Raw genomic sequence first — 23,281 nt, forward strand, 5'->3', positions numbered from 1 at the left:
GAGCTTCAAGTCGACCAGCCGGTGACGTTTAGAGTGATGCAAGCTCAAACATCGAGGTCAACGTCGACGCGCAGTCCGACGGGCAGCAGAACGGGATACTTCTGTCGAATCAAGTCGTACAAGTTTGGAACCGCAGGAGCAGTGACTGTAACCACTAGTGCGAAGTCAGCATCAGGGGCCGACGTTGCCGGTACGCTCCTGCTCTCGGCACGAGCATGGTATTCAACATCGAATACTGGGCCCGCAATTGCGATAGGGGGCTCAAACTTGCGATCACGATGGAGCACTGTCTCCCATTTGTGCGCCGCCGTTCGCATTCTGTGTTCTGTGGCTTTGTATTGGGAGCTGATGCCAAAGAACTCCGCGCTGTCATCTTCCCCGACGCCCAGTCTTGGCCGGAAGACAACGCCGATCCCGGTGCGGGTGTAGTTGATTGCGTGTTCCGGATCGGTGTGCGCGTTAAGACAGAACGTTGCGCGGATGTGCACCGGGCCATTGAGTGCGACGTCTGGAAAGGGAACAGGACAACGCCTGTACTCACCCTTGGCTAACGATGCGTTGAAGATCACGGTCGCGGAGCCTGGGCCACACTCCAGGATGCTCGCGACGTCCTCGGGAAATCTTCCCCACCCGACCTCGCTGCGCTTTAGTCGTGGTGCAGACTCTGCGTGATGAATGAGGAGCGCCTTGATACCGGTCGCTGTCAAACTGTGCGTGGTTGTCGCTGCAATGCCAGCGGCCGTGCGGAGTGCTAGTGGTGCGGCGTAGCTAGTTCCCTGAACGCCGGAGACTCCCGACAGGATGGGGCTGTAGACTTCAAATGGCTCTTGATCAGACCCCCCGAAAGCGACCCCATCGGGCTTGACAAACCCAGGGCTTCGTCCCGGGCCCACGCAGCTGTAGGGAGCCCGCCGCCATCGGGCGCCCGGAGAATCGCATGCACCGACCGCAATAGCGTTGACCATATCGCCCGGTGGCTGAATCCGGTTTGCTCCCTCGTGGATGCCGTCGTTGCCAACAGCGACGGTGGCAACGATGTCGTAGGTTGCGCATAGCTGGTCCAACGTAGCTGTCCAAGTGTGGACTTCGTCGTCGTCGATAGGCATATGGGGCCCTAAGCTAAAGTTAGCGAACCGGTATCGCCCGGTCTCCAACGTTTGCTTGATTCGCAAAAGGACGTCGAAAAGGTCCGGATCTTTGCCAGACGAAGGCGCAAGGACACGAAAGTGGTCGACGCCCATATAAGGCATATTTGAAGGGCTGCGGCCGGGCCGCCCGAACAAAAATGAAGAAGTAACCTCACTGCCATGAAGGAGCAGTGATCCAGCTGTAGCTGCAGTTTCGGGATATGTGATTTCTGTGGCCCATGCTGCCAGATCGGTGGTACCCAGTCCGCCGTCGAAGATGGCTGCCCTCTCACTGGGGTGTAAGGGCGCCGCTATTGGGAGCTTGAAAGTCGCACCGGGAACAGTCGTGCGGACCATGTTCGGTATCGCTGTCCGCAGGACGGGCATCAGCCGCGCTACCCGCAAAAATGTGAAGTCCGCGAGGGAACGAATCTGAGCACTTGAGCCAAATACTGGCACGAAGGTCAAACCACCGACACGTATCTTACGGCTCACATCGGCGGTTGCGCCTTGGCTCTTCGCGTAGCGCTGGAACGCGACCAGAATGTCATCGGCATCAGCGCCAGCATGCAGCGCCACTTCAAAGGCGAGATGATCCCCCTCAGGAAAGTCGCCTTTCAGCTTCTCCTCATGGTCGATCCATCGGATCGTTTCGATCTCCATGACCTGGCGCTCAATTCCAAGAGGGCGCCTCTCTTGCGAGAGTACATCCGCAAAACGCGCTAATGAGGTATCTGTACCTGCCACGAACAGCGATGCTGTGGCATGCGGTTTTCCAGCGTACCGGGCATCGGTCGTCGCGCGAGGTGTGATGATTCGCTCTTTGCTGCCAATATCGCGTAACCCCACAGCGCGCAGCAGCTTGTAAGGGTAGTAGCTTCTGGCGAGAAATGAGGGATGGAGAACCATCTCAAAAACGCCCTCATCTCGAGGCTTTGCGACACGCGGAACCTCCCGCAGGGACGCCCTGATTTCCTGAAGAGGCTGGCGGATTGCTTCCCGGACCTCATCGAAAGAGTAGGGCATGGTCTTGTCACCTCGTGGACGCGCAATTTCTGCGACACCGACCAACTTTTCACCACCGCTAAGCAGAAGGTTCTTGGTAACCATAATTTCCCTTTTCCAGACTCTTCAAAATGCGGTTGACGGTAGGATGTGAAATGCCCAACGAGTCGGCGATCTTTCGCTGCGACATGCCTGCCTGACGCAGGCGCCTTACCTCTTCTGCTCGCAGACTTTGTGGTTTCGATGCGTTCTGTTCGAGCAGGACTTGCTCGAAAGGCAGGTCTTGAAGCAGGCCGACCTTACGGGCCGATAGCAACTTGCGCCGGATATCGGCATAGGACGCCCCCGCGAGCAAAGGAGCTATCCGCGACACAAACGAGTCACTGAGCCCCTCGTGGCGCAACAGGGCACTTATCTCGTCGATCGCAGGGGCGGCGAAGTCAAGTTGCACATCGAATCGTCGCCAAACGGCAGGATCGAGGAGTTCAGGGTGATTGGTGGCGGCCACCAAAAGAGAGCTCGACGGCCATTGATCGAACGCTTGCAGCAGCACCGTCACTAGACGCTTGAGTTCACCCACGTCACGGTCATCATCACGGCGCTTGGCCACAGCGTCAAATTCATCGAGCAAGAGCACGCAGGGGAAGCTGCTGCCATAGTCAATGGTTGCCTTCAAGTTGCTTCCGGTCTTCCCTAGCAAACTGCTCATCACGCTTGCCAAATCCAACGTCAAGAGCGGCAAGTTCAGTTCCCGCGCCAACCAACGCGCAGCCATCGTCTTTCCGACACCCGGCGGACCTTTGAACATGGCAGTTTTAATCGGTTGCAGCCCCGCGCCGATGAGTTTGAGCGCATTACGCCGCTCCGCGAGAACCAATTCCAGCTGCTTTCGTATATCGGTCGGCCAAAGTGGCTCGAACTCCAAGACCACTGATCGCTCTTCGCGTAACAGATTCATTCGGCTGTCTACGTCTACAGGAGGCAACACACCGCGCGTCACCTCCTGGGTGTCCAAAGCACTCACCAATACTTGCGCTGCCTCCGGATCGGCTTTCTTAATCTTGCTCACCATTCGGCGGGCAAGCAGCGCGAAGCCTGCCCCATTTCCTTGCATACCTTGCTGGAGTAGCTGGCTCAGATCAGCCGCAGACACCTCTATCAATTTTTTGGAAACAGTCACGGATCAATTGCTTAGTGGTTCACTCATTCTAGAAGTGTACCATCAATGAACCACTTCATGAACCAGCACTCGCACCAGCCGGTTCTTCGTCGGCCGAACGAACTTCGCATCACCAGGCAACTGCGCGAGAACCGATGAAGAGGCGGATTCGTCGATGCTTCGTCGGCCCACGACAGGAGGCAAGCATCGAGCGCGCTCCGGCTGGTGCATGGGAATACAGCATCATCGGCATCAAAACTCCGCAAGGAATTACGTCGAAGTTGCTGACGGTGTCGGAACGGCAGGCGCTGCTCTGCTTTTGTCCGCCTTAAGCGCAGCGGCGGCCGTCGACATGCGAAGAGGACTGGACTGAAAGTCGAACAGGAATGCCGAGAAGACCGAGTACAAGCGAGGCCGATGGCTTGCGATTCATGGGGTGATGTCCACGATTAAGCATGCCGCCTGTGTCGGGTTTCGATCTTGGACCAGCGATCGGCATCCTATCCAAGGGCTGGTCCTGATCGCAGCAGTCGTTCACCGGTGGCCGGGCGACCGACGGCTTGCAGCCTGGACCCGCCCTCATCCCCCACTTTTTCCCGCAAGTCAACGACGGGCAGAATCTTCCCAGCGATGTTCAGCTTTCAAGTGAAAGGCGTTGTCGAATTAATGCAGAAAAGTAGCGCGCCCCGATCGGCAATATTGCGTCGTTGAAGTCGTACTTGGCGTTGTGCAATGGCACACCGCCAAGCGAGTTGGTCGCGCCGTTGCCAATAAAGACGAAAGCTCCTGGCACGACCTTGAGGAAAGCCCCGAAGTCCTCTGAGATCATCATGGGCGCGACGTTTTCCTCAACGTTTTCGGCTCCTACTACCTCTTGAGCCGCCTTGATCGCTATTGGGGTGCACTGCTGCCAGTTCACTGTCGGTACGAATTCGTGCGTGTACTCCACCTCGCAAGTGGCTCCATGGGCCAACGCGATACCGTTGCAGATTTCTCGCATGCGGCATTCCAGCAGGGCTTGTACTTGAGGTGAGTAGCTGCGCGTATCACCCTTGATTTCCACGTGCGTGGGGATGGCATTGCGAATGCCATCACTGTGGATTTCGGTACATGAGACCACGGCAGAGTCGGACGGGTCGACAGAGCGCGCGACGATCGTCTGCAGCGCGAGGATGATCTCCGCCGCGACCACTAAAGGATCGATCGCCATTTGAGGGCGTGCGGCATGGCCACCACGGCCCTTGATGCGAATGATGAAATTGTCTTCGCTGGCCATGATGCCTCCAGCGCGTGTGGCGATGTGTCCGACCGGCATACCCGGGATGTTGTGCGCACCATAGATCTCATCGACAGGAAAACGCTCGAACAAGCCGTCCTTGATCATCGCGCCGGCACCACGGCCGTGCTCCTCGGCGGGCTGAAAGATGAAGCGTACCGTGCCGTTGAAGTCTCGGCTTTGCGTCAGTATCCGTGCCGCCCCTAACAGCATGGCCATGTGCCCATCATGCCCGCAGCCGTGCATGCACCCTGCGTTCCGGGAGATATGCGGCCGCCCTTCGGCGGTCTCAGTCATCGCCAGGGCATCCATGTCGGCGCGTAGGCCGATGACGCCTTTGCCGTCACCTACTGTGAGGCTGGCGACCAGGCCTGTTCCTCCAATGCCCTGATGTACCTCCAGGCCCATCAATTCGAGGGCCTTGGTGACGAAGCCTGCCGTCTTGTGCTCATTGAATCCTGTTTCGGGAAACTGATGCAGATGATGGCGCCAAGCCACCATCTGAGTGCCCACATCGCTGTCTACATACATGATGCGTCTCCAATCTGTCGTGATTGCATAACCTTGCACATTCAGTGCGCTGCCAGCCAAGTCGCCTGGCGCCGGAGCACGGCCTCAGCACTTTGACCCACGAGTTCCTCGTACACGGAAGGGGCGGTAGCACCTTCTGTGCTGATGATCAGCACGCTGGATTTCTCGTCGAGCCCGACCTGGGACGACAGGCCCTGATCTGAGCGCAAAAGCTCCAGTGCGGCCTGACCCGCGACACCTGACTCCCCCGCGACGACGGGGATGTCGTTCTCGCTGCCCTGTGCCAGCCGCCGCATTGCTGCCACTGCCTGCTCGTCTTCGATGGTCATGAAGGTATCCACGCAAGGTTGCAGGAAGCGCCAAGCCAGAGGCGAGGTTTCACCGCAGGCCAAGCCTGCCATCACCGAATCGACCGAGCCTGTTGCCTTGGCGGCATGGCCCTGAATGGCACTCTGCAGCAGACAGTCGGCCTGCGCAGGTTCCACAACAATGAAGCGAGGACGTTGCTTGCCGTGATACTCCCAGAAATAGCTGGCGAGCCCGGCCGCCATGCCGCCCACACCGCCTTGCAGAAAGACGTGAGTGAAAGAGCATGGCTCGCCAGCAATGTCTCCCAACTGCTCGACGATCTCCTCAGCGATCGTGCCGTAACCCTGCATCACGTCGCGTGGAATCTCCTCGTAGCCGTCATACGATGTGTCGGAAACGACCTGCCAGCCGTTGGCCTGCGCCAAGCGCGCGGCCTCCTGCACAGATTCGTCATAGTTACCCGCGATGCGCACGATCCGTGCGCCATAAACGGCGATGGCCCGCTCGCGTTCTTCACTCACATGGGCGTGCAGAACGATGACGCAGCGGCAGCCGGCATCCCGTGCTGCAGCGGCCAGGCCACGGCCATGGTTTCCGTCGGTTGCGCTGATCACGGTGTAGCCCCGGAGCTGGTCGGCATAGCGCCCGGTCAGCACGGCGGCGGGCTCGAATTCCGGATGCAGTCGCAGGATCTGCCGCACCAGTGCGATGGGCGCCCCCAGGGCCTTGAAGCTGCCCAGCGGTGAGCGCACCGATTCGTCCTTGATGCTCAGGCGACCCAGGCGCAGGCGTGCCGCTGCGTCGGGCAGGTCGTACAGCGGAGTTGCGCCACGGGCGATCCCGGGCCAGGCGGAGAGCCACTGGCGGCTTTCATGCGCGCGGGTGGTATTCATGATCGCGGCCAAGTCATCGGGATAGGGCGTGCGCGTGGCGCGTGGGTTGAGGATCAGCATGGGGGCCTTTGGAGAGGTGGAGAAGTAACGCGGTGAGCAGTGGGCTGGATGAGCAGACGTCAGTGCGCTGCCAGGCAGTCCTGCACGACATCCAGCAACACCTGGGCGCCCAGGATGAGCTGCTCGTCGTCCGTGTGTTCGCGCGGGATGTGGCTGATGCCTTCGCGGCTAGGCACGAAGATCATTGCGGACGGCGCGATGCGCGCCATCATCTGCGCGTCGTGCCCCGCGCCGGAGGTCATGCGCATGTGCGGCAGGCCGCGTCGTTGGGCCGCCGCTTCGATGCGATCGACCAGGCCCGGGTCGAACGCCACGGGTTGGAAACGGACCAGCCGCTCGGTTTCTATCACCACGCCTTCGCGCGCCGCGAGAGCCACGAGAAAGTCCGCGAAGCGCTGCTCGGCCGCTTGCAGCCGGTTTTCGTCCGGGTCTCTAAGATCCACTGTGAAGGTGGCCTTGCGGGGAATGACGTTGATGACGTCCGGCTCGAACCGCAGGGAGCCGGTGGTGGCCAGCGTTGTGCCGGGGGCGGCACCGACCACCTGTTCCCGCAGATGGGCGATGCAGGCGGCCGCTGCGTAGCCTGCGTCATGGCGCAGCCGGGTAGGCGTCGTTTCGGCGTGGTTGGCCACCCCGGTGACCGTGACCCTCTGCCAGGAAATGCCCTGCAGGCTTTCTACTATGCCAATGAGCCTGCCCTCGGCCTCAAGCAGCGGCCCCTGTTCAATATGGAGTTCGATGTACTCGCGCGGTACCAGCGCACCTGGCTCCATGTCGCCCGCGTAGCCAATGCGTTCCAGTTCATCGCCTAGCCGTGTGCCATCAATGCCGATGGTATCCAGTGCAGTTTGCACTTCCATGCCACCTGCATACACCAGGGAGCCCATCATGTCTGACTGATAGCGCACGCCTTCCTCGTTGGTAAACGCACCCACAATAATGGCGCGCGGAGGCCGAATTCCGACATTGCGATACGCCCGTATCACCGCCAAGCCGGCCAGAACGCCATAGCAGCCATCGAGGGCGCCGGCGTTGCGCACGGTATCGATGTGCGAGCCCATCATCAAAGGCTGGACTTCGCCAGAGGGCGAGGCTGCATGCAGGATGCCAAAAATGTTGCCCATGCGGTCCACCCGGATGTCCAGATCGAGTTCGCGCATCCAGCGGGCCAACAGATCCCGACCGGCCTTCTCGGCATCGGTGAGGGCGATGCGTGTGCGTCCGTCTTGCCCGGCATCCTGACCGATGGTGCCTAGCTCGTGAACCTGCCTCAGCAGCTGAGCGGCGTCCAGTGATATTCCGGTCGGATTCATGCGGGGTCTTCCAGAGGTTGCGTTGATGAAATAATATTTCCGCAATCTCGCTGAAAATTTCGATATTTCGGCACATAAACTGAACGTTATTCACATTTCTCTGGGCCCATGCGCTGATGGCGATGAAGCTGGACAACTACGACCGTGTGCTCCTGGCCGCCCTCCAGGAAGACGGCCGCGTGCCGCAGAGCGAGCTGGGTCAGCGAGCCCATTTGTCCACGGCGGCGGTTAACCGCCGGCTCAAGCTGCTGGAGGCCGGCGGTGTCATTGAGAAGTTCTCCGCACACCTCAACCCTGGATTGCTGGGTTATGACCTGACGGTCATCGTCGAGATCAAGGTTGAGAACGAGCGGGCTGATCTCTTGGACGACATGCGGCGCCGGTTCGCCGCCTGCCCGCAGGTGCAGCAGTGCTACTACGTCGCGGGCGAGTGGGATTTCGTGCTCATCTTCTTGGTCCGCTCCATGGACCAGTATGTGGAGCTGACGCGCGAGCTGTTCTTTGCCTCGGGCAACGTGAAGTCGTTCAACACGCTGGTGGCCATGAACCGGGTGAAAACTGGGAGCACCGTGCCGGTGGACACCGTTTGACGCTGCGCGCGCGATGGCGGGGCTGCCCGTGGCAGGCCTTCAGCCAGCGTCAACGGCCCAGTGAATAGAACTCCGTGTTGGGGCGCATGCTCGTCACGTTCGCAAGACGGTTGGACAGCCCGAAGAACGCTGAAATGGCTGCGATGTCCCAGATGTCCTCTTCGTTGAAGCCATGTGCCTTGAGTGCATCGAAATCAGTCTCGCCCACCAGTTGGGCAGTTTGCGAGACCTTCATGGCAAAGTCGATCATGGCCTTCTGGCGAGGCGTGATGTCTGCCTTGCGGTAGTTCGTGGCGACCTGGTCAGCGATGAGTGGATTCTTGGCGCGGATTCGCAAGATTGCGCCGTGCGCGACTACGCAGTACTGGCATTGGTTCACGCTGCTCGTGGCCACGACGATCATTTCCCGCTCGGCCTTCGTGAGGTTGCCCGGCTTTTCCATCAAGGCGTCGTGGTAAGCGAAGAAGGCCCGAAATTCATCTGGCCGGTGTGCCAGTGTCAGGAAGACGTTTGGGATGAATCCAGATTTCTCCTGCACGGCTAATATCCGTTGGCGTATGTCCTCGGGCATGTCTTGTAGTTCAGGGACGGGGAAGCGGCTTGCGGGAGCTTGATGGGGTTGGTTCATGGGTTCTCCTTGAGGTACGGAATGACGGGCCGGTTGATTCGGCCCTGGGGTTAACGGTTGACGTCCACGACGATGCGACCACGCACCTCGCCGTTGAGAAGTTGTTTGGCCAAGGGAATGGCCTCGGCCAACCCAACTTCGTGGCTGATCGCTCCGAGCTTTTCCATCTCCAGGTCGGTAGCCAGGCGTTCCCAAGCTCGCAGGCGGTCGACGCGCGGGCACATCACGCTGTCTATGCCGGCCAGAGTGACGCCACGCAGAATGAACGGTGCAACGGTGGCGGGAAGGTCCATGCCACCAGCCAGACCGCAGGCGGTGACTACTCCCCGGTATTTGGTTGTGGCGCACACGTTGGCCAGAACATGGCTCCCGACAACGTCGACAGCCCCCGCCCAACGCTCCTTGCCTAGTGGCTTGCCTGGTGACGTGAACAGTGCACGGTCCAATACTTCCGTCGCTCCTAGCTCGCGGAGGTAGTCTGCGTCCTGGAGACGCCCCGAGGCCGCGACGACCGTGTATCCGAGCTTGCTCAGGATCGCGATGGCTACGCTGCCCACGCCACCCGCCGCGCCGGTGACAAGAATTTCGCCGTCGGCCGGCTTCACGCCATGCTTCTCCAGGGCCAGTACGCACAGCATCGCGGTATAGCCGGCTGTGCCGATGGCCATGGCCTGCTGTGGCTTGATGGCCGAAGGCAGGGGGATCAGCCAATCGCCATTGAGGCGCGCCTTCTGCGCCAGACCGCCCCAATGCGTCTCGCCAACACCCCAGCCGTTGAGCAACACGGTATCCCCGGGGACAAGGCCAGAGTGGGTGCTGCTCTCGACGGTGCCCACCAGATCGATGCCAGGGACCATGGGGAACTTGCGCACGACCGGGCTCTTGCCTGTGATGGCCAGGGCATCCTTGTAATTCAGTGTGGAGTGACTCACACGCACGGTCACATCCCCGGCGGGTAGCTGTGTGTCATCGATATCTTGCACAGCAGCCCGGTAGCCTGCATCGTCTTTCTGGATCAAGATGCCTTTAAACATGTGGTTTTCTCCTTTGAAATTAGACCGATCGTCTATAAAAGTGCAAAAAAATTAGTGGGATCGAAAGCCAGCAAAGAAAAAGTCAGCGAAAAGGTCCAAGGGTGTCGGGGATTGCTCGAGCTTGGCGCGCAGCACCGCTCCCTCCCAGCCGATCCAGAAGAAGGCTGCAACCTGCCGCGTGTCCACTTCGCGCGCCAACTCTCCCGCCTCCTGTGCTTCTGCAAGGCAGTCTGCGAAACGGCGCTGCCAGTCCTCAAACGTCTCCTGGAGACGGGCACGGAAACTCTCCGGCAACGCGCCCATTTCCTGCCCCAGGTTGCCGATCAGACAGCCACGGCGGTAGCCAAAACGGGCCATGCCTATCTTGGCATCGTCGATGAAAGCGTGGAGGCGGCCCAGGGGCGACAGGGCCGTATCGCGGAGGTGGCGATCGATTTTCCTTGCGAAGAAATCGCCATAGCGATGGATGAGCTCCAGGCCGAAGGCTTCTTTGCTTTCGAAGTAGTGGTAGAAGGAGCCTTTGGGCACCCCCACACGTCCCAAGATCTCGTCGATTCCGGTGGCTGAGAAGCCTTTTTCTGTAAGAACCTCCAAGCCAGCTCGCAAGAGCAACTCGCGCGTGTCGATCAGGTCGACGCGCTGGCGCGGCGGTCGACCACGACGGCGGGGCGGATGAACGGGAGGGATCATTAGTAGATATTAGACTGACCGTCTCTAAAAATCAATAGTGCGACGAAATTCGGGTTACGGATGACTGAGAGTGGAAGCTGACCACTTGTGGGACGTTGAGGCCGCGCTCAGTAAGGCGCCAACTGTGGGCGACGGAGTTAAGTTCTAAACGTCTTCACGTTCGCGATGACGGCATCGCAGCGGTTGCTGCCCTTCACTTTGCAAAATTCGCCCCCCGAAAGCAGCCCTACACCATTCGATGCAAGGAACTTGTCCAAACAAATCCGCTGACAACAGCCAAGGCTTTTAAACTCCACGAATAGACGGATACAGGGAGCGCCAAGGCTATGGCGAAGCAAGGTTCTGTAGGTCCTTCCAGAAGCGGCGACCAGTTTCACTATCAATGGGCAGCCCGGCAATGCCTACGGCTGCTCGGATCCAGGGGCGGCCTAGTGGCAGTGACGGTCGAAGGACCGTCACTCGACGAGGGGGACTTATCCACGAGCGTGGGCGACGAGGTCATTGACGTCGGCTTGTATTACGGGAGTGAGGACGTAGTAGCGGCAACGTCGATCCGCTATATGCAGCTCAAGCATTCGTCCAAGCACGCTCACGATCCCTGGACGGCCAGCGGCCTCAAACGAACCATCGAAGGCTTCGCCGGGCGCTTCAGCAAACTTGAGGCGTCGCTCGGTCTGGATGTCCTGGAAAAGAAGGTTAGGTTCGTCTTTCTGACGAACAGGCCTATTGCTGCGGATGTCCTGGAAGCTTTGGCCGATCTCGCTGCGGGGGCGGCAGAGCTGCGGCACCCTACAGTTGACATATTGCTGAAACGGTATGCCGCGTCCGCTGGTAGCAGCGTGCAGAATTTCTTTGCCGCCTTCTCGGTTGAAGTTGGTGAGCCAGATCTGTGGGAGCAGCGCAACCTCCTGAGCCAGGACTTGGGCGCATACCTCTCTGAATCCGATACCGAGGCTGCGCTTCAACTGAAAGAGCTGGTCACCCGCCGCGCGACGGACGAAGGCGCAAAGGACCGTTCCATCAGGCTCTACGACGTGCTTCAAGCTCTACGGGTGAGCGAGAACGATCTGCTGCCTGCGCCCTCGCTGATCTCGGAACCGAAGCACGTACTTCCTCGAGCGCAGCAGCCAGCCATCCTGGCCACGCTCCTCTCCGCGCAGCGCCCCGTCGTCATCCACGCAGACGGCGGTGTGGGCAAGTCGACGCTCTCAGCTCACCTGGCTCGTGCCATGCCTGCTGGGTCGATGGCGATCCTGTACGACTGCTTCGGTGACGGCACCTACCGCCAGGCCCTGAATTACCGCCACCGATACCGTGATGCGCTCGTCCAGATCGCGAACGAGCTCGCGGGACAGCAGCTGTGCCTGCCGTTGATTCCGTCCCACGGCACAGACCCCAAGCAATTCATGCGGGCCTTCGTTTCACGGCTCAAGCAGGCCATTGATCTTCTCCGAGCTAACACGCCCCAGGCTAGCCTTTGCATCATCATTGATGCGGCAGACAACGCATACATGGCCGCGCAAGAGATTGGGGAGCGCGCCTTTGTCCATGACCTGATCAACACGGACATGCCTGATGGGGTGCGATTTGCATTCACATGCCGATCACATCGACAGGACTACCTTGGAGCGCCACTCGACGCCATCGCGATTAAGCTGGAGTCGTTTTCGAAGGCTGAGACTGCCACGCACCTTCGGCTGAGCTATCCCGATGCGACGGACGCTGAAGCTTCGGAGTTTGCGTTTCTCAGCAGCGACAACCCTCGAGTTCAGGCGCTGGCCATGGAGGGCACTCCGCCCCTCGGGGAAATGCTCAGGGCTTTGGGACCAACACCCACGACAGTCCAGCGCGCGATTGGAGGGTTGCTAACCAAGGCCATCAACCGGCTGAAAGCCGAGTGGGGGCCAACTGAGTCGAATCAGATCGACCTCATCTGCAAAGGGCTCGCAGTGCTCCGGCCCCTTGTGCCAATTTCCATCTTGGCACAGATCGCAGGAGTTCCGGAGAGCGCTGTCCGAACGTTCGCCACAGAGTTCGGGCGGCCGCTGTTCGTGAAGGAATCGGGCCTGCACTTTATGGACGAGCCTGCGGAGACCTGGTTCAATGAGACGTTCAAGCCAGATGCGGCCGCGCTTGATGCCTTTCTCTTGAAGCTCAAGCCTCTAGCGGCGACCAGCTCCTACGTTGCGGCGGCGCTACCGCAGTTGCTGCTGTCAGCCGGCCGGATGGACGAATTGATCGCGCTGGCGCTCTCGAATGACAGCCTGCCCGACAACCCCCTCGAGCGCCGCGACGTCGAGTTGCAACGACTGATGTTCGCTCTCAGGGCATGCCTCCAACAGGGACGGGATGTCGCCGCCGCCAAGCTTGCACTGAAAGTCGGCGGCGAGGTGGCTGGTGAGACCCGCCAGAATAAACTCATCCAGCAGAACACCGACATTGTCGGTATTTTGCTTGCGTCAGATCGCATCGAAGAAATGGTCTCCAGGCGGTCCTTCGGCGGCGGTTTCCAGGGCTCGCACCATGCGTATGAGGCGGTGCTGCTTGCTGGCAACGCTGGCCTCATTCCTGAGGCCGCGAGCAGGATGAGGATGGCCGTGGAGTCGTTGAACGCCTGGAGCAGGCTGCCACCCAAGCTTCGCAATGAACACAAGATCGAAGACGTGGACGTCGCCGAGCTTGCCATCGGTCTACTGAGATTGCGCGGCCCTGCTGAAGCTGCGCGCTTCTTGAAAGGTTGGACTCCAAAAGTCGTCGTGTTGAGAACGACGAAACTGGTAGCTGCGCGACTGGCTGACGTTGGTGACATTAAGCAGCTTGACGAGCTTGCCGAGCACGCCGAGGGGGATGTCTGGATGATGCTGGGCTTGGCAACGGAAGCATGGCAGGTTGGACACCTGCTGCCGGCTGAGCCCGTGCGCCATCTGATGAGCATCTTGGTCGACCCTAAGGTCAAGTTGCCCGAAGAGGATCGCTCGTGGAAGTCTGAGAGCAGCGTGCTGGATGGGGTTCGGTGCGCGATCACCCAAGCGCTTCGGTGCCTTCCGCGCGATGACGAGGCCTGGGCAGTGACGCTACGCCGGTACCTGCCAGCGGAACCGCCCCGGCAGTTCCATGATTTCGATTCTGAACGCGCAACATTCGTCCGAGCGTACGCGTTGGAAGCGGCGCTTCGCGGCAGACAGATCGAGCTGATAGATCTTGCGCACAAGGACGTACGACCTGAGTTCGAATCGCAAAAATCTCCAGTCAAGGGGCAGCAAGCCTCCCAGCTGGAACATGTCACGGGGGGCGTCCTCGCCTGGTTCATCCTGGCCGCTGAGATTGCCTGCGGCCGTGTGCCGCTGAATCTGGATCACGAGATCAAGCTTGCGCTTGGGCAGACGCAATCGGCATCGTCACGAGACTATCGGCGGCTCTTCAATCTAGAGAAGGTGGCTGCCATCGAGTGGGTGCAGATCCTGCGCGACGCGGGCGCCATCCAGCCGCCTCAGATCGCTGCGCTGCTGAAGTGGGTGGATAAGAGCGACCGCCTCTACTCGAGCACTCTCACGAGGATGTGCCGCTTGACCGCACGAACAGCAGGCCTAGGCGACCTCTCTTTGCAACTGAGCTCCAGCGCGTTTGCTCAGCTCGCTACATCGCGCGACGATGCGGAGACGCGCGTCGAGAGCCTCAAGGAGCTGGCCCGCGCCATCTTCTTCGTGAGCAGGTCGGAAGCGGCGGCATATTTCGACAAAGCAATCGACATTGCCAGCAAGATCGGAGAAGAGCATCTTTCTCGATGGACAACGTTCCTGGATCTCACGGACGCGGCGCATCGGCAGGGAGTGTCAAGACCCAAGACCGCGTACCGGCTGGCACGCATCGCGGAGCTGAGCTACGAGCACATGGCCCGGGACAAGTACATGGACTGGGACCGATTGGTTCATGGCTTGGTTGGCCTCTGCCCTTCATCCAGTCTTGCAATCTTGAGTCGCTGGCGGGATCGAAAGTTCGGCTTCGCTGGTGAGCTGCTTCCGATCGCTGTCTACGGCCTTATCGACCGCAGGCTGCTGCCAGCGATGGCCGCAGTCGCCTTGAGCGGCACCGTGAGTGGGTGGAAACGCATCAGCGATGCCAGATCGGCCATCAACGCAGAGCCGGACTTCAACCAAAAACGATTGATCCTAAAGATCGCCTACCGATTCCTCCGCATCCAAACCAACGAAGCATCCGCCTGGCGCGAACTCAAGGAGCTCGCCGACTCGCTGACGATGTCATTGCCCGATTTAGACAGATTGCTTCGAGCTTCCGAAGCCAAGGCCGCCACCCCACCGGTATCAACGGCTCCTGCGCCGTGGACACTCCCATACAGAGAGATCCAGGAACCTGATTGGGATGCCGTCTTCAGCGGAGTCGATCTCCGCGACACAGCTGCGGTACTCGCGGCAAGACGATCGCTGAAGAAGGTTGGCCATCGATCGTACATCCGCGAGTTCTATGAGCAAGGCTGTAGGCGTGCGGCGCTGTCCGAGATCGATGGATACCTCCGTGCTTTCCAGGCGGATGACGAGTTCAGCGTATACAGCTTCATGGACGTGATCAGGCACCTCCCCGAGCCGAGCAAGCGACTCCAGTCCGTTCGCAGCGAACTCCGGAAAGCAGCCCTTTCGGTGGCCACGAAAAGCCCCAACCGCGTCGGGCGCCGCGGCTGGGGTCATGAGGGCCCTTTTGACGGGCTCTATGCAGAAGGCATCGTCTTAGAGAAGGACGTCGCGTCAGCCAGGATCAAAGGATATCTATCGCATCTCGACACGCTTGATGCCGAAGACCTGTTCCATCTAGTGGATCCACTCGCGCGCCGCCTGACCAGCGACGAAGCCGATGACGTGCTCAACTTCGGCTTCGACTTGCTCGAAGATGTTCTTGAGGGAGAGGATGGCGATGGCCGGTGGAGTGAGTCGCTCACGCCACCTTCGTCTTGTGTGGAGGCCTTGGCTGGCTACCTGTGGGCAGGTCTAGCGCGTCCGTCCACCACTGAACGCTGGGAGCATGCCCACTGTGTCCGCATTTGCCTTGAACTCGATTGGCAGCCGTTGTTGTCCGCGCTGGCGGCTCGCGCGCTCAACGCCGATCCGCAGCCATTCGTCGACCGCGGACTGATGTTCTACGAGTGGCATGCTCGCCAATGGCTGTGCCTTGCGTTGGCACGGGGCGCGATGGACGCACCTCGTGCCGTCGTGCCCTTCCTTGCCTTTCTAGACGCAGCCGCGAGGGAGCAGCATGTCGTCATTCGACATTTCGCTACAGACACACTGAGGAGGCTGAACGAAGTCAGCGCATTGCCAAAAGACTTGCTTGATGTTGTGAACAGAGCCAACCAGCCTGGATTGCCAACGCAGATCTTTGACCGAGGCGAGTACAGAGTCTTTGATGACCAGCTCTCAAGCAGCGAGACCATAGATGACGATGACAGGTACTTCTTCGGCATCGATATCGGCCCGTATTGGTTCGCACCGTTGGGCCGTGTATTTGGGCTGAGCGAGCATTCCATCGAACGGCGAGCGATGGCAGTCTTGCGCGGGCGCCTGTCGCTTGGGCACCGTCGCAATGATGATCAGCGTTACAAGCGGGGCCTCTTTCGAGGAAATGAGACAACGCACCGTCAAGGCAGCATGCCGGAGGTGGAGGACAGTGTGGTCTATCAGTCCTATCACGCCATGATGCTTGTCGCTGGAAACCTCTTGGAGACCAAACCTATTTGCCGGCGCGTGGACGAGGACGAGAATCCGTTTGATGACTGGTTGAGCGAACAGTTGCTCACTCGCACAGACAACCGCTGGCTTGCGGAACGACGTGATCCTGAAATCCTAAAGGACGTCCCCACGAGCAGCGAACGATCTGACGCCTCGTGGTCCTGGCAAGTCAGCAGGCAGTACCTAGATGACCAACTAACAACCGACGATGGCATGACGGCCTTGTGGGGCCATTGGACGACCACAGAGTCAGCCGACGGCGAAACGGTGTCGGTGGGGTCGGTGCTGGTTCCCTCGCGGCACGCGGCGACGCTCTTGGCGGCCCTCCAGACCAGCCCTGATCCCGGAGAAATCTACCTTCCAGATGCAGATCACGTTGACTACGGAGAGAAAGTCGAAGCCCCTGAGTTGAGGATGTCCGGTTGGGTCACGACGGGCAGTGATTCTTTGAGGCTCGACGAATTTGACCCTTGGGCCGGCATGATTAGCAGCCCGGGTCCACGACCTTGCCCGGAGGTTCTTGACCTCCTGACTCTAACGACTGATCCCGATGCGAGATCCTGGACGGTGCCAGACGGAGGCACCTTGAGGAGCGAGACCTGGGCGCGCAGCACGGGTTATGGTCAAGAACGCGGCATCCTGACGGGCACCCGCCTCAGCGCTGACAACAAGTTCATCAGCGCGTTGTTGCAAGTGCGCCCGGATTCCTCCCTCATCGTTCGCGTCATAGTCCGACGCAAGCCTCCCAAGGACGAGACCGGCAAAGATGACTACAGCTTCCACAACTACCCTTACAACCGGTACTACCTCATCGGACATGATGGAATCACTCGATCGCTCTAAGTCAGTCATCGAGCTTGGCAAGAGGATCGTTGCCGGGCTGGAAGGGAGTAACGATGTTACTGCGCAGTGGATGTCTCACTTGGTCGCAGAGAAAATCTTGGCTGCCGAGCAAGCGCCTGGGACGACGAGGGATGTCGCTACGGCAGAGTGCGTTGATGTGATCTTGAAGCTTTGGGCGCACCGCTACACGTTGCCCCCTTACATGCGACCACTGCGGGAACTGGACCCTCTGCTGCGCACGCTCAATTCGTTGGGCGTGGACGGGGCGGATAAGCTGAGGTTCTTCACCCGTCGGCCAAACAGCGAAGAGCTTGAAGGCGCTACGGACGAGGAGAAGCAGCTCTTCGAGTTCGCGGTGGGCATCGATCACGCAGCCAGAGAGTTGATTCGTCACGCGCTCGGTGCGGCCGCTAAACGATCAGTCGGGCTGATCAACCCATGGCTGGAAGAGGCCGTCAAAGGCAACCTAGACGCCACCGTTGAGCTGCGGATCGCCAAGTTCGCCGTCGACGGGCTATTGCAGCGCCAAGAGGCGGCCAACCAGCAGGCCATGCTCGACAGAATCGATAAATTGGAGAGCTTTGCCAAAGTGGCCTTGTCTCTGGCCGGTGAGATGAGAAAAACGCTCCCGCCGGGCTCGGAGATATCTGAAGACTAAAGATGCACGCTGTGAGCTCCAGCGCCGCAGCACACATCGAGGCGTCTATCGAGAGCTGCGGATGAGGTAGACGAGTCCAGCGACCAACACCACACCGATCGCCGTATTGATAACCTGGGTGCTGGTGGACTGCCCGTGCATCGCACGGTTGACGAAGCACTCGCAGTTGTTGGCAACGAGGTCGTACTTCGCCTGACCTTGTTTGAGCTCAGTCAGTGCCCTCTTGGCCACCTCGACGTTGCTGTGGGGGCCGGCGTTCGGCTCCACTCGGATGTCGCCGTTTGCGACGTAGCGTCGCCGGAAGTCTTCGAACGTCGCGACCTGGTAGCCGTCCTTCATCAACTCTGCCAAGTAGACCACACCGTCGAACACCCCTTGACCGAGCACCACGGCATGGTGCTTGGGGCCATCGAAACCCAGTTCCTTGGTGATGGCGCCCACGAGACGCGCGCCTGTGACGTCGATCTGCTGCAGCTGCATGCAGCCCCCTTACAAGTTCTTTCTGTAAGCAGAAGACGCGCCGAGCCGTCGTTCGGTTATCGGTAGTTTCCCGACGGGCCATCTGATGAGAATTGTTGGCGGCCAGATTACAGGTTGCTCGCGCTTACGGCCAGCCGCCGATGCTGATCACTACGTACAGGCCGGGAACAGCGCCGCACTCTTACAGCCTGCGTTCGCCAACTTCGGCTTCACAAAGCAGTCCCTAACGAAGGACTGCTCCCAGCCTGAAGCAGCCCACCGCCCCTCCCCTCCACATGCATCGATACATGAACCGCCTCAAATGAGGCGACATTAATTTCTCAATGCGGAATTTCCCCGACGGACTTTATTTACGTCCGACGCACTTTATTTGTTGGAGTCAAAACCTTATTCGACTAATGTTTTGGACTTTTTAAACAATTTTTATGGACTTTTTTGGTGATTCCCTCAGAATGGACGCGTGCATTGGAAACCAGACCCCCTCCTCTACCCCAGCCATTTAAGAGCACGCGTCAAGAGGGGACGAGGCCTGCTCCAGGGCGCCGAGTACCTGCCTTGGCTTTACATACGCGACGTTCCTTCACGCGGCACTTCGTTGGGTGGGCATGGCATCGTTACGGGTCGCCCGCATCAAGGTCTTTCCGATCTGGAGGCCACCTATCTGTACCTTATGGAACGTCGTGAGAGTGTGGTGGACATTCGAGAGCAATGGCCTATCTTGGATTTGGATAGGACTCTAGAGCTCTGTACGGAACTTGAGGTTCGACACATATATAAGAGAGGGTTGCCGGAGCCCTTCACGATCGACTTTCTGATCACGGAACTGACGGCGGACGGAAAGAGCTACCGTGCAGCGAGCGTTAAGACTTCTGAAGATGCGGCCGATCCGTCAAAGAGATTGCGTTTAGAGGTGGAGCACAGATGGTGTCAAGAACGAGGCATACCTTGGACTTTGGTAGATACGTCGCGCTTCAATAAGACACTACTTGAAATCCTGCGCTTCATGCGTGGGTGGTTTCGCCATCGTTTCAATCCGGAAACACAACTTGATCCACGCTTCTTACTTGCTTTCGAGAGCTTCTACAAAAGCAACGAGTTGCTCAGTGAGTTAGTGGCAAGGCTCACCAAGACTCTTCGACTCCCCAATTCGCAGGTGCTGGACATGTTTCGGTACTGTGCTTGGTCAGGTCAAATAGATATCTCGCTTGGTCATCCGTTGGCGCTCAATCGACCACTGTTTTTGAATCAGAAGAAGCGATGACTGATTTTCGCGCGCTACCCAATCAGCCAACCCTTCATGTAGGCTTGGCACTGCATGACTCCGAACGACCAGGTCGGTATCTTCGCCTAACTCATATTTTTGAGGATGGGGTATATGCGATGTGGGTGGGCACACCCGAAGAAGCCAGGTATGCCAAACGACCGATTTTCTATTCTTGGAATCAACTTAGCGCGCTCACCTCACCCACATCGAAATGGGGTCGCATAGTACTTCCACAACAGCTCTCCGTGCCAGCCGAAAGCGGTAGTTCTCAGGCAGGAAAAATTCAATCAGCATGGGTCCAGATCGCGCCTGTAATACAAGCATTTGAAAATAGGACGAACCTATCGAGACATCACTTTACCGCCTTAATTCGAGAGAGAGCTTTAAGCATAGACGTTGCGGAAAAGACGCTGCACCGTCTCATCCTTCGTTACTACTACTTCGGCAGCACAAAAATAGCACTGGTTGCACTGCCTCGCGGCCCCAAGCGCACCACGAGGGGTCGTGAAGAGTCAGGTGAAAAAGACCATGCAAATGGCGAAATTCCGGATAAGGCCAATAATCGCCGCGGCCGGAAAACTATTCTGAGCGATGAACTAGGTCCTAACAATTTTGTTGTCACTCCGGATGATGTCGACGACATGCTCAGATGCTATAAGCAATTGCTCAGAAAGGGGCCAACAAATAAGACCACTGCGCACGAAACCTACTTAAGCACTTTTTTCCAGAAGAGCCACCCTGATACTCATCGCCAGTACATAAAAAAACAGATATCAGAGCCAGTAACCTATCGCCAGTTTTGCTACTACATAAATGGTGAGTTGCAGCTTACGGAAGACTTAGCACGAAATGAGCGCAGGCTTCGTCGTGACCCTGCCAACACCAACTCGCTAGTTTCGGCAGGTCCAGGTGAAATATATGAGATCGATTCTACCGGAGGGCGACTCTACCTAGTCTCCAGCGAAAAAAATCCTGTAGTGGTAGGCAAACCAACCATTTACTTCCTAATTGACCGGTGGAGTAGATTTGTCGTCTCAGCGTACATCTCTTTGCGCGCGCCTTCGTACGAGGAAGTTCGCAATACGCTCTTAATTGCATTTACCTCTCGCGAAAAACGCTTCTCGAGATTGGGCATAGAAGTTTCTGACAATCAATGGCCTATAGGCTGCATTCCAGCCGTTATCTGTCCTGATCGTGGATCCGACTTCATGAGTGGATCTATGTTGCAAAGCGTGGTCGATGATCTGCGCATCGACCTGACGCCACTCCCCCCTCTATGCCCAGACGGCAAAGCAATAGTAGAGAGGCTAATCCGCACTATCAAGCAGCGCATGGCGGCATCGGGGATGAAAGGTGTTTACGCAGACCGTCCCTTAGATCCTCAATCAAGAAGGGCCGCACGTAAGGCTGAAGCTGCTGCAGTGCACACACTTGCGGATGCGTACCGAGCGTTAATCGAAATTGTGAAGGACTACAACAACCGTCCCCATCAAGCCCTCAAGCGTCGAAAAATCCTTACACAACACGGCATCGAACCTACGCCGAAAAATGCGTATGTTTGGGGACTCGAAAACATAACGGGACTTCGGTCTGCACCGTACACGGAAGAAGACTATTACCGACTGTTACTCAGTTCAGATAAAGCGAGTATTTCAGGAGGTGTTCTTCGCTACAAGACTCGTGTATATCATCCCTCTAACGAGGCCGCAATCGACTACATCAGGCGATCGCCCAGAAACAGGCCTTCTCTGGACATCCGACTCGACAAGACGCAGCCAGCGGTAATCATGATAGCGAGCAGACACGGCGAATGGCCGTGTTTCGTGATGGGCGCTGGTGACGCAAGGGACAGCGAAGGAATTTCAATTGACGAGGAGGAGGCCTTCGCGGCTGTCAATGCACGCCTTTGGGCCCGCTCCGACCATGAAAGTCGACGCGTACGGGTTGCCGCAAAGGCGGCCAAGCCTGTCAACAACCGGCATAAGAGCGCCCCCGCCGAACGTTTACCTAATGTTGATATGCAACGAGCTAGGTATCAAGAAACCGCAAAACTCAAAAACAAGTTGCATGCCCAAACACACACAGAGTTCGAAGAGCACACGGCCAGTGCGTCCGTTGGGAAAAGCTGGAGTGAAGTGGAGCGAGAGGAGAAGGCTCGATTGGTAGAACTAGTGAAGCTAAACAGGAGCAAGCGATGAAGGATGTTGAGATATTCCCTGCGGTGTATCACGATACAGGAGTTTCTCGATTTGCAGGCAATCCGTTCATTGAGGCAATGCCGCCTCTGGAGCAAAGCAAAAGTGACTTTCTGACTAACCTCGCGCACTACCCAGCGAAGCCGTCGGCAACGCTTCGCAGGAGTAGCGAGGTCGTTCGACTGATGGAGCTGTCCACCATCAACGACATCGTCTACCCTTTCCCTGAATATCAAAAGGCTGGCTTCACCCTGGCCAAGATGGCCCGCGACACTTATGTAGCGCGCCACCCTTTGACTACGATGGACCGGCAGAGGAGGCACGCCATTGCCACCACCGGAACCAATGGTCTACCAATGCCCGCTGACTGGAAACCTTCGGCTAAAGGCTACTTCATGATGTCTGTTAGCGGGCAAGGCAAGACTACTTTCGCAGCTGCAGCTTTGCTGAGATACAAGCAGGTTATTTGCCACTCGAATTATCACGGAGCTGATCTGAAATGCCATCAGGTCGTATACGTTCTTCTCAGAGTGCCTCACGACGCAACACTCAAGTCGTTGTGCCTGCAATTCTTCAACGAGATCGACCGACTGCTAGGAACCGACTATTCGCGGAAGGCGGCAGCGCTACGCAATATTGCGCCCATGGTCGACTTGATGAACAAAGTCGCAACAGCTGTCTCCTTGGGCTTTATTGTCGTTGATGAAGTTCAGAATTTGCGCAGCGCGCGCGCCCAAAATGCGGAGCTTGTACTAAACCTATTCAGTGAAATCATTGAGCGGCTCGGCATTAGCTTGTTGGCGCTTGCAACACCAGCGGTCCAAGCTGTCGTAGAAGGAGCGGTACGAAACACCCGCAAACTCGCTTCCTTCGGGAGCTTGGTAATTGAGCCGATGGCAAGGAATAGCCCTCAGTGGGAAGAATTCTGCGATACGTATTGGGACTATACGTTTGTCAAGACAAAGACAAAGCTGACGAAAGAAATCCTTGATGCTTGGTACACGGCCTCAGCGGGAAATACGGCCTTCGCGGCGCTCGCGTTCACACTATCTCAGCACAATGAGATTGGCGGGCGCGAAATTATCGACGCTACTGCGTTTCAGCGAACCGCGGCGACTGACATGGCATTTCTTGGACCGGCAATTGCAGCCTTGCTCAGCAAGAACCCTGCAAAGCTTCGAATGTTTGACGATCTGCTGTTCAGTCCTAGGTACAAAGCTATGCGCGCCCTGCTTGGGGCAGAGGAGCCTGCTCGACCCAAAGGGGTAAAAAACGAAGAGTTTGACGATGTACACGAAGAGAGCATGCCCCCCAGTCCCGCTGCGACAAAGAACAAAAAAAGGGCCTCGCCTCGGCCGGTTGACCTCCCCTTAGAGGATCCGCTGGCCCGCTGAGACTACTTGCTGATTGACTGGAGTTAGCAAACGTGCACCGTAAGCGAACGGTGATCCCATCTTGAGCAATGGCGAGAGGTAGGGCATCGTGTCC

15 protein-coding genes are annotated in these 23,281 nt (G+C 58.1%); 6 read left to right on the forward strand and 9 right to left on the reverse strand.

The annotated features are described in order from the left end of the window. Positions 1-44: 44 nt before the first annotated feature. The 5 genes from ACODS0_RS26765 to ACODS0_RS26785 all read right to left on the reverse strand — a co-directional run bounded on the left by ACODS0_RS26765 (position 45) and on the right by ACODS0_RS26785 (position 7,673). Positions 45-2,153, reverse strand: a complete 2,109-nt coding sequence (locus ACODS0_RS26765) for a S8 family peptidase (RefSeq protein WP_488838253.1) — start codon at positions 2,151-2,153, stop codon at positions 45-47. Between the two features lie 58 nt (positions 2,154-2,211). Next, positions 2,212-3,312 (reverse strand): AAA family ATPase, encoded by a 1,101-nt coding sequence (locus tag ACODS0_RS26770; RefSeq protein WP_199445285.1) that lies wholly within the window; start codon positions 3,310-3,312, stop codon positions 2,212-2,214. A gap of 613 nt (positions 3,313-3,925) precedes the next feature. Next, a complete protein-coding gene (locus ACODS0_RS26775; RefSeq protein WP_488838256.1) occupies positions 3,926-5,098 on the reverse strand; it encodes a M20 aminoacylase family protein in 1,173 nt (390 codons plus the stop codon). A gap of 41 nt (positions 5,099-5,139) precedes the next feature. Then, on the reverse strand, positions 5,140-6,360 hold the full coding sequence (locus tag ACODS0_RS26780) for a diaminopropionate ammonia-lyase (RefSeq protein WP_488838258.1): 1,221 nt from the start codon (positions 6,358-6,360) through the stop codon (positions 5,140-5,142). Between the two features lie 59 nt (positions 6,361-6,419). Beyond that, a complete protein-coding gene (locus ACODS0_RS26785; RefSeq protein ID WP_488838260.1) occupies positions 6,420-7,673 on the reverse strand; it encodes a Zn-dependent hydrolase in 1,254 nt (417 codons plus the stop codon). A 116-nt stretch (positions 7,674-7,789) separates the two neighbouring features. On the opposite strand from ACODS0_RS26785, the gene ACODS0_RS26790 reads away from it, so the two are divergent. Beyond that, positions 7,790-8,263: an Lrp/AsnC family transcriptional regulator gene (locus ACODS0_RS26790; RefSeq protein ID WP_488838262.1), complete on the forward strand. Its 474-nt coding sequence runs from the start codon at positions 7,790-7,792 to the stop codon at positions 8,261-8,263. 49 nt (positions 8,264-8,312) lie between these two features. Here ACODS0_RS26790 and ACODS0_RS26795 read toward each other — a convergent pair whose 3' ends face one another. From ACODS0_RS26795 to acuR, 3 genes are read right to left on the reverse strand one after another with little or no spacing between them, the layout of a single operon-like run. Then, positions 8,313-8,891, reverse strand: a complete 579-nt coding sequence (locus ACODS0_RS26795) for a peroxidase-related enzyme (RefSeq protein WP_488838264.1) — start codon at positions 8,889-8,891, stop codon at positions 8,313-8,315. A 50-nt stretch (positions 8,892-8,941) separates the two neighbouring features. Further along, the gene (gene acuI / locus ACODS0_RS26800; RefSeq protein ID WP_488838265.1) at positions 8,942-9,925 is read right to left on the reverse strand and encodes an acrylyl-CoA reductase (NADPH); all 984 of its coding nucleotides are present in this window, start codon (positions 9,923-9,925) and stop codon (positions 8,942-8,944) included. A gap of 51 nt (positions 9,926-9,976) precedes the next feature. Further along, positions 9,977-10,615, reverse strand: coding sequence for an acrylate utilization transcriptional regulator AcuR (acuR, locus tag ACODS0_RS26805; RefSeq protein WP_488838267.1), 639 nt, complete (start codon positions 10,613-10,615; stop codon positions 9,977-9,979). A 326-nt stretch (positions 10,616-10,941) separates the two neighbouring features. On the opposite strand from acuR, the gene avs3a reads away from it, so the two are divergent. Both avs3a and avs3b read left to right on the forward strand, forming a co-directional pair. After that, positions 10,942-17,196 (forward strand): AVAST type 3 anti-phage nuclease/ATPase Avs3a, encoded by a 6,255-nt coding sequence (gene avs3a / locus ACODS0_RS26810; protein ID WP_488838269.1) that lies wholly within the window; start codon positions 10,942-10,944, stop codon positions 17,194-17,196. Further along, entirely contained in the window at positions 17,171-17,854 is a 684-nt protein-coding gene (avs3b, locus tag ACODS0_RS26815; protein ID WP_488838271.1) for an AVAST type 3 anti-phage protein Avs3b, read from the forward strand. Before avs3a ends, avs3b begins: the two co-directional genes overlap by 26 nt. Before the next feature lie 45 nt (positions 17,855-17,899). Here avs3b and ACODS0_RS26820 read toward each other — a convergent pair whose 3' ends face one another. Then, positions 17,900-18,334, reverse strand: a complete 435-nt coding sequence (locus ACODS0_RS26820) for a lecithin retinol acyltransferase family protein (protein ID WP_395456691.1) — start codon at positions 18,332-18,334, stop codon at positions 17,900-17,902. Positions 18,335-18,794: 460 nt separating this feature from the next. Here ACODS0_RS26820 and ACODS0_RS26825 point away from each other — a divergent pair, with 460 nt between their 5' ends. From ACODS0_RS26825 to ACODS0_RS26835, 3 genes are read left to right on the forward strand one after another with little or no spacing between them, the layout of a single operon-like run. Continuing rightward, entirely contained in the window at positions 18,795-19,595 is an 801-nt protein-coding gene (locus tag ACODS0_RS26825) for a TnsA endonuclease N-terminal domain-containing protein (RefSeq protein ID WP_158603295.1), read from the forward strand. Then, a complete protein-coding gene (locus tag ACODS0_RS26830; protein ID WP_487255491.1) occupies positions 19,592-21,796 on the forward strand; it encodes a hypothetical protein in 2,205 nt (734 codons plus the stop codon). The genes ACODS0_RS26825 and ACODS0_RS26830 overlap by 4 nt, the downstream gene beginning before the upstream one ends. After that, a complete protein-coding gene (locus ACODS0_RS26835) occupies positions 21,793-23,187 on the forward strand; it encodes an ATP-binding protein (protein WP_121508542.1) in 1,395 nt (464 codons plus the stop codon). The genes ACODS0_RS26830 and ACODS0_RS26835 overlap by 4 nt, the downstream gene beginning before the upstream one ends. Positions 23,188-23,281 lie beyond the last annotated feature (94 nt).

It is taken from the genome of Acidovorax sp. FG60 (genome assembly GCF_057808995.1).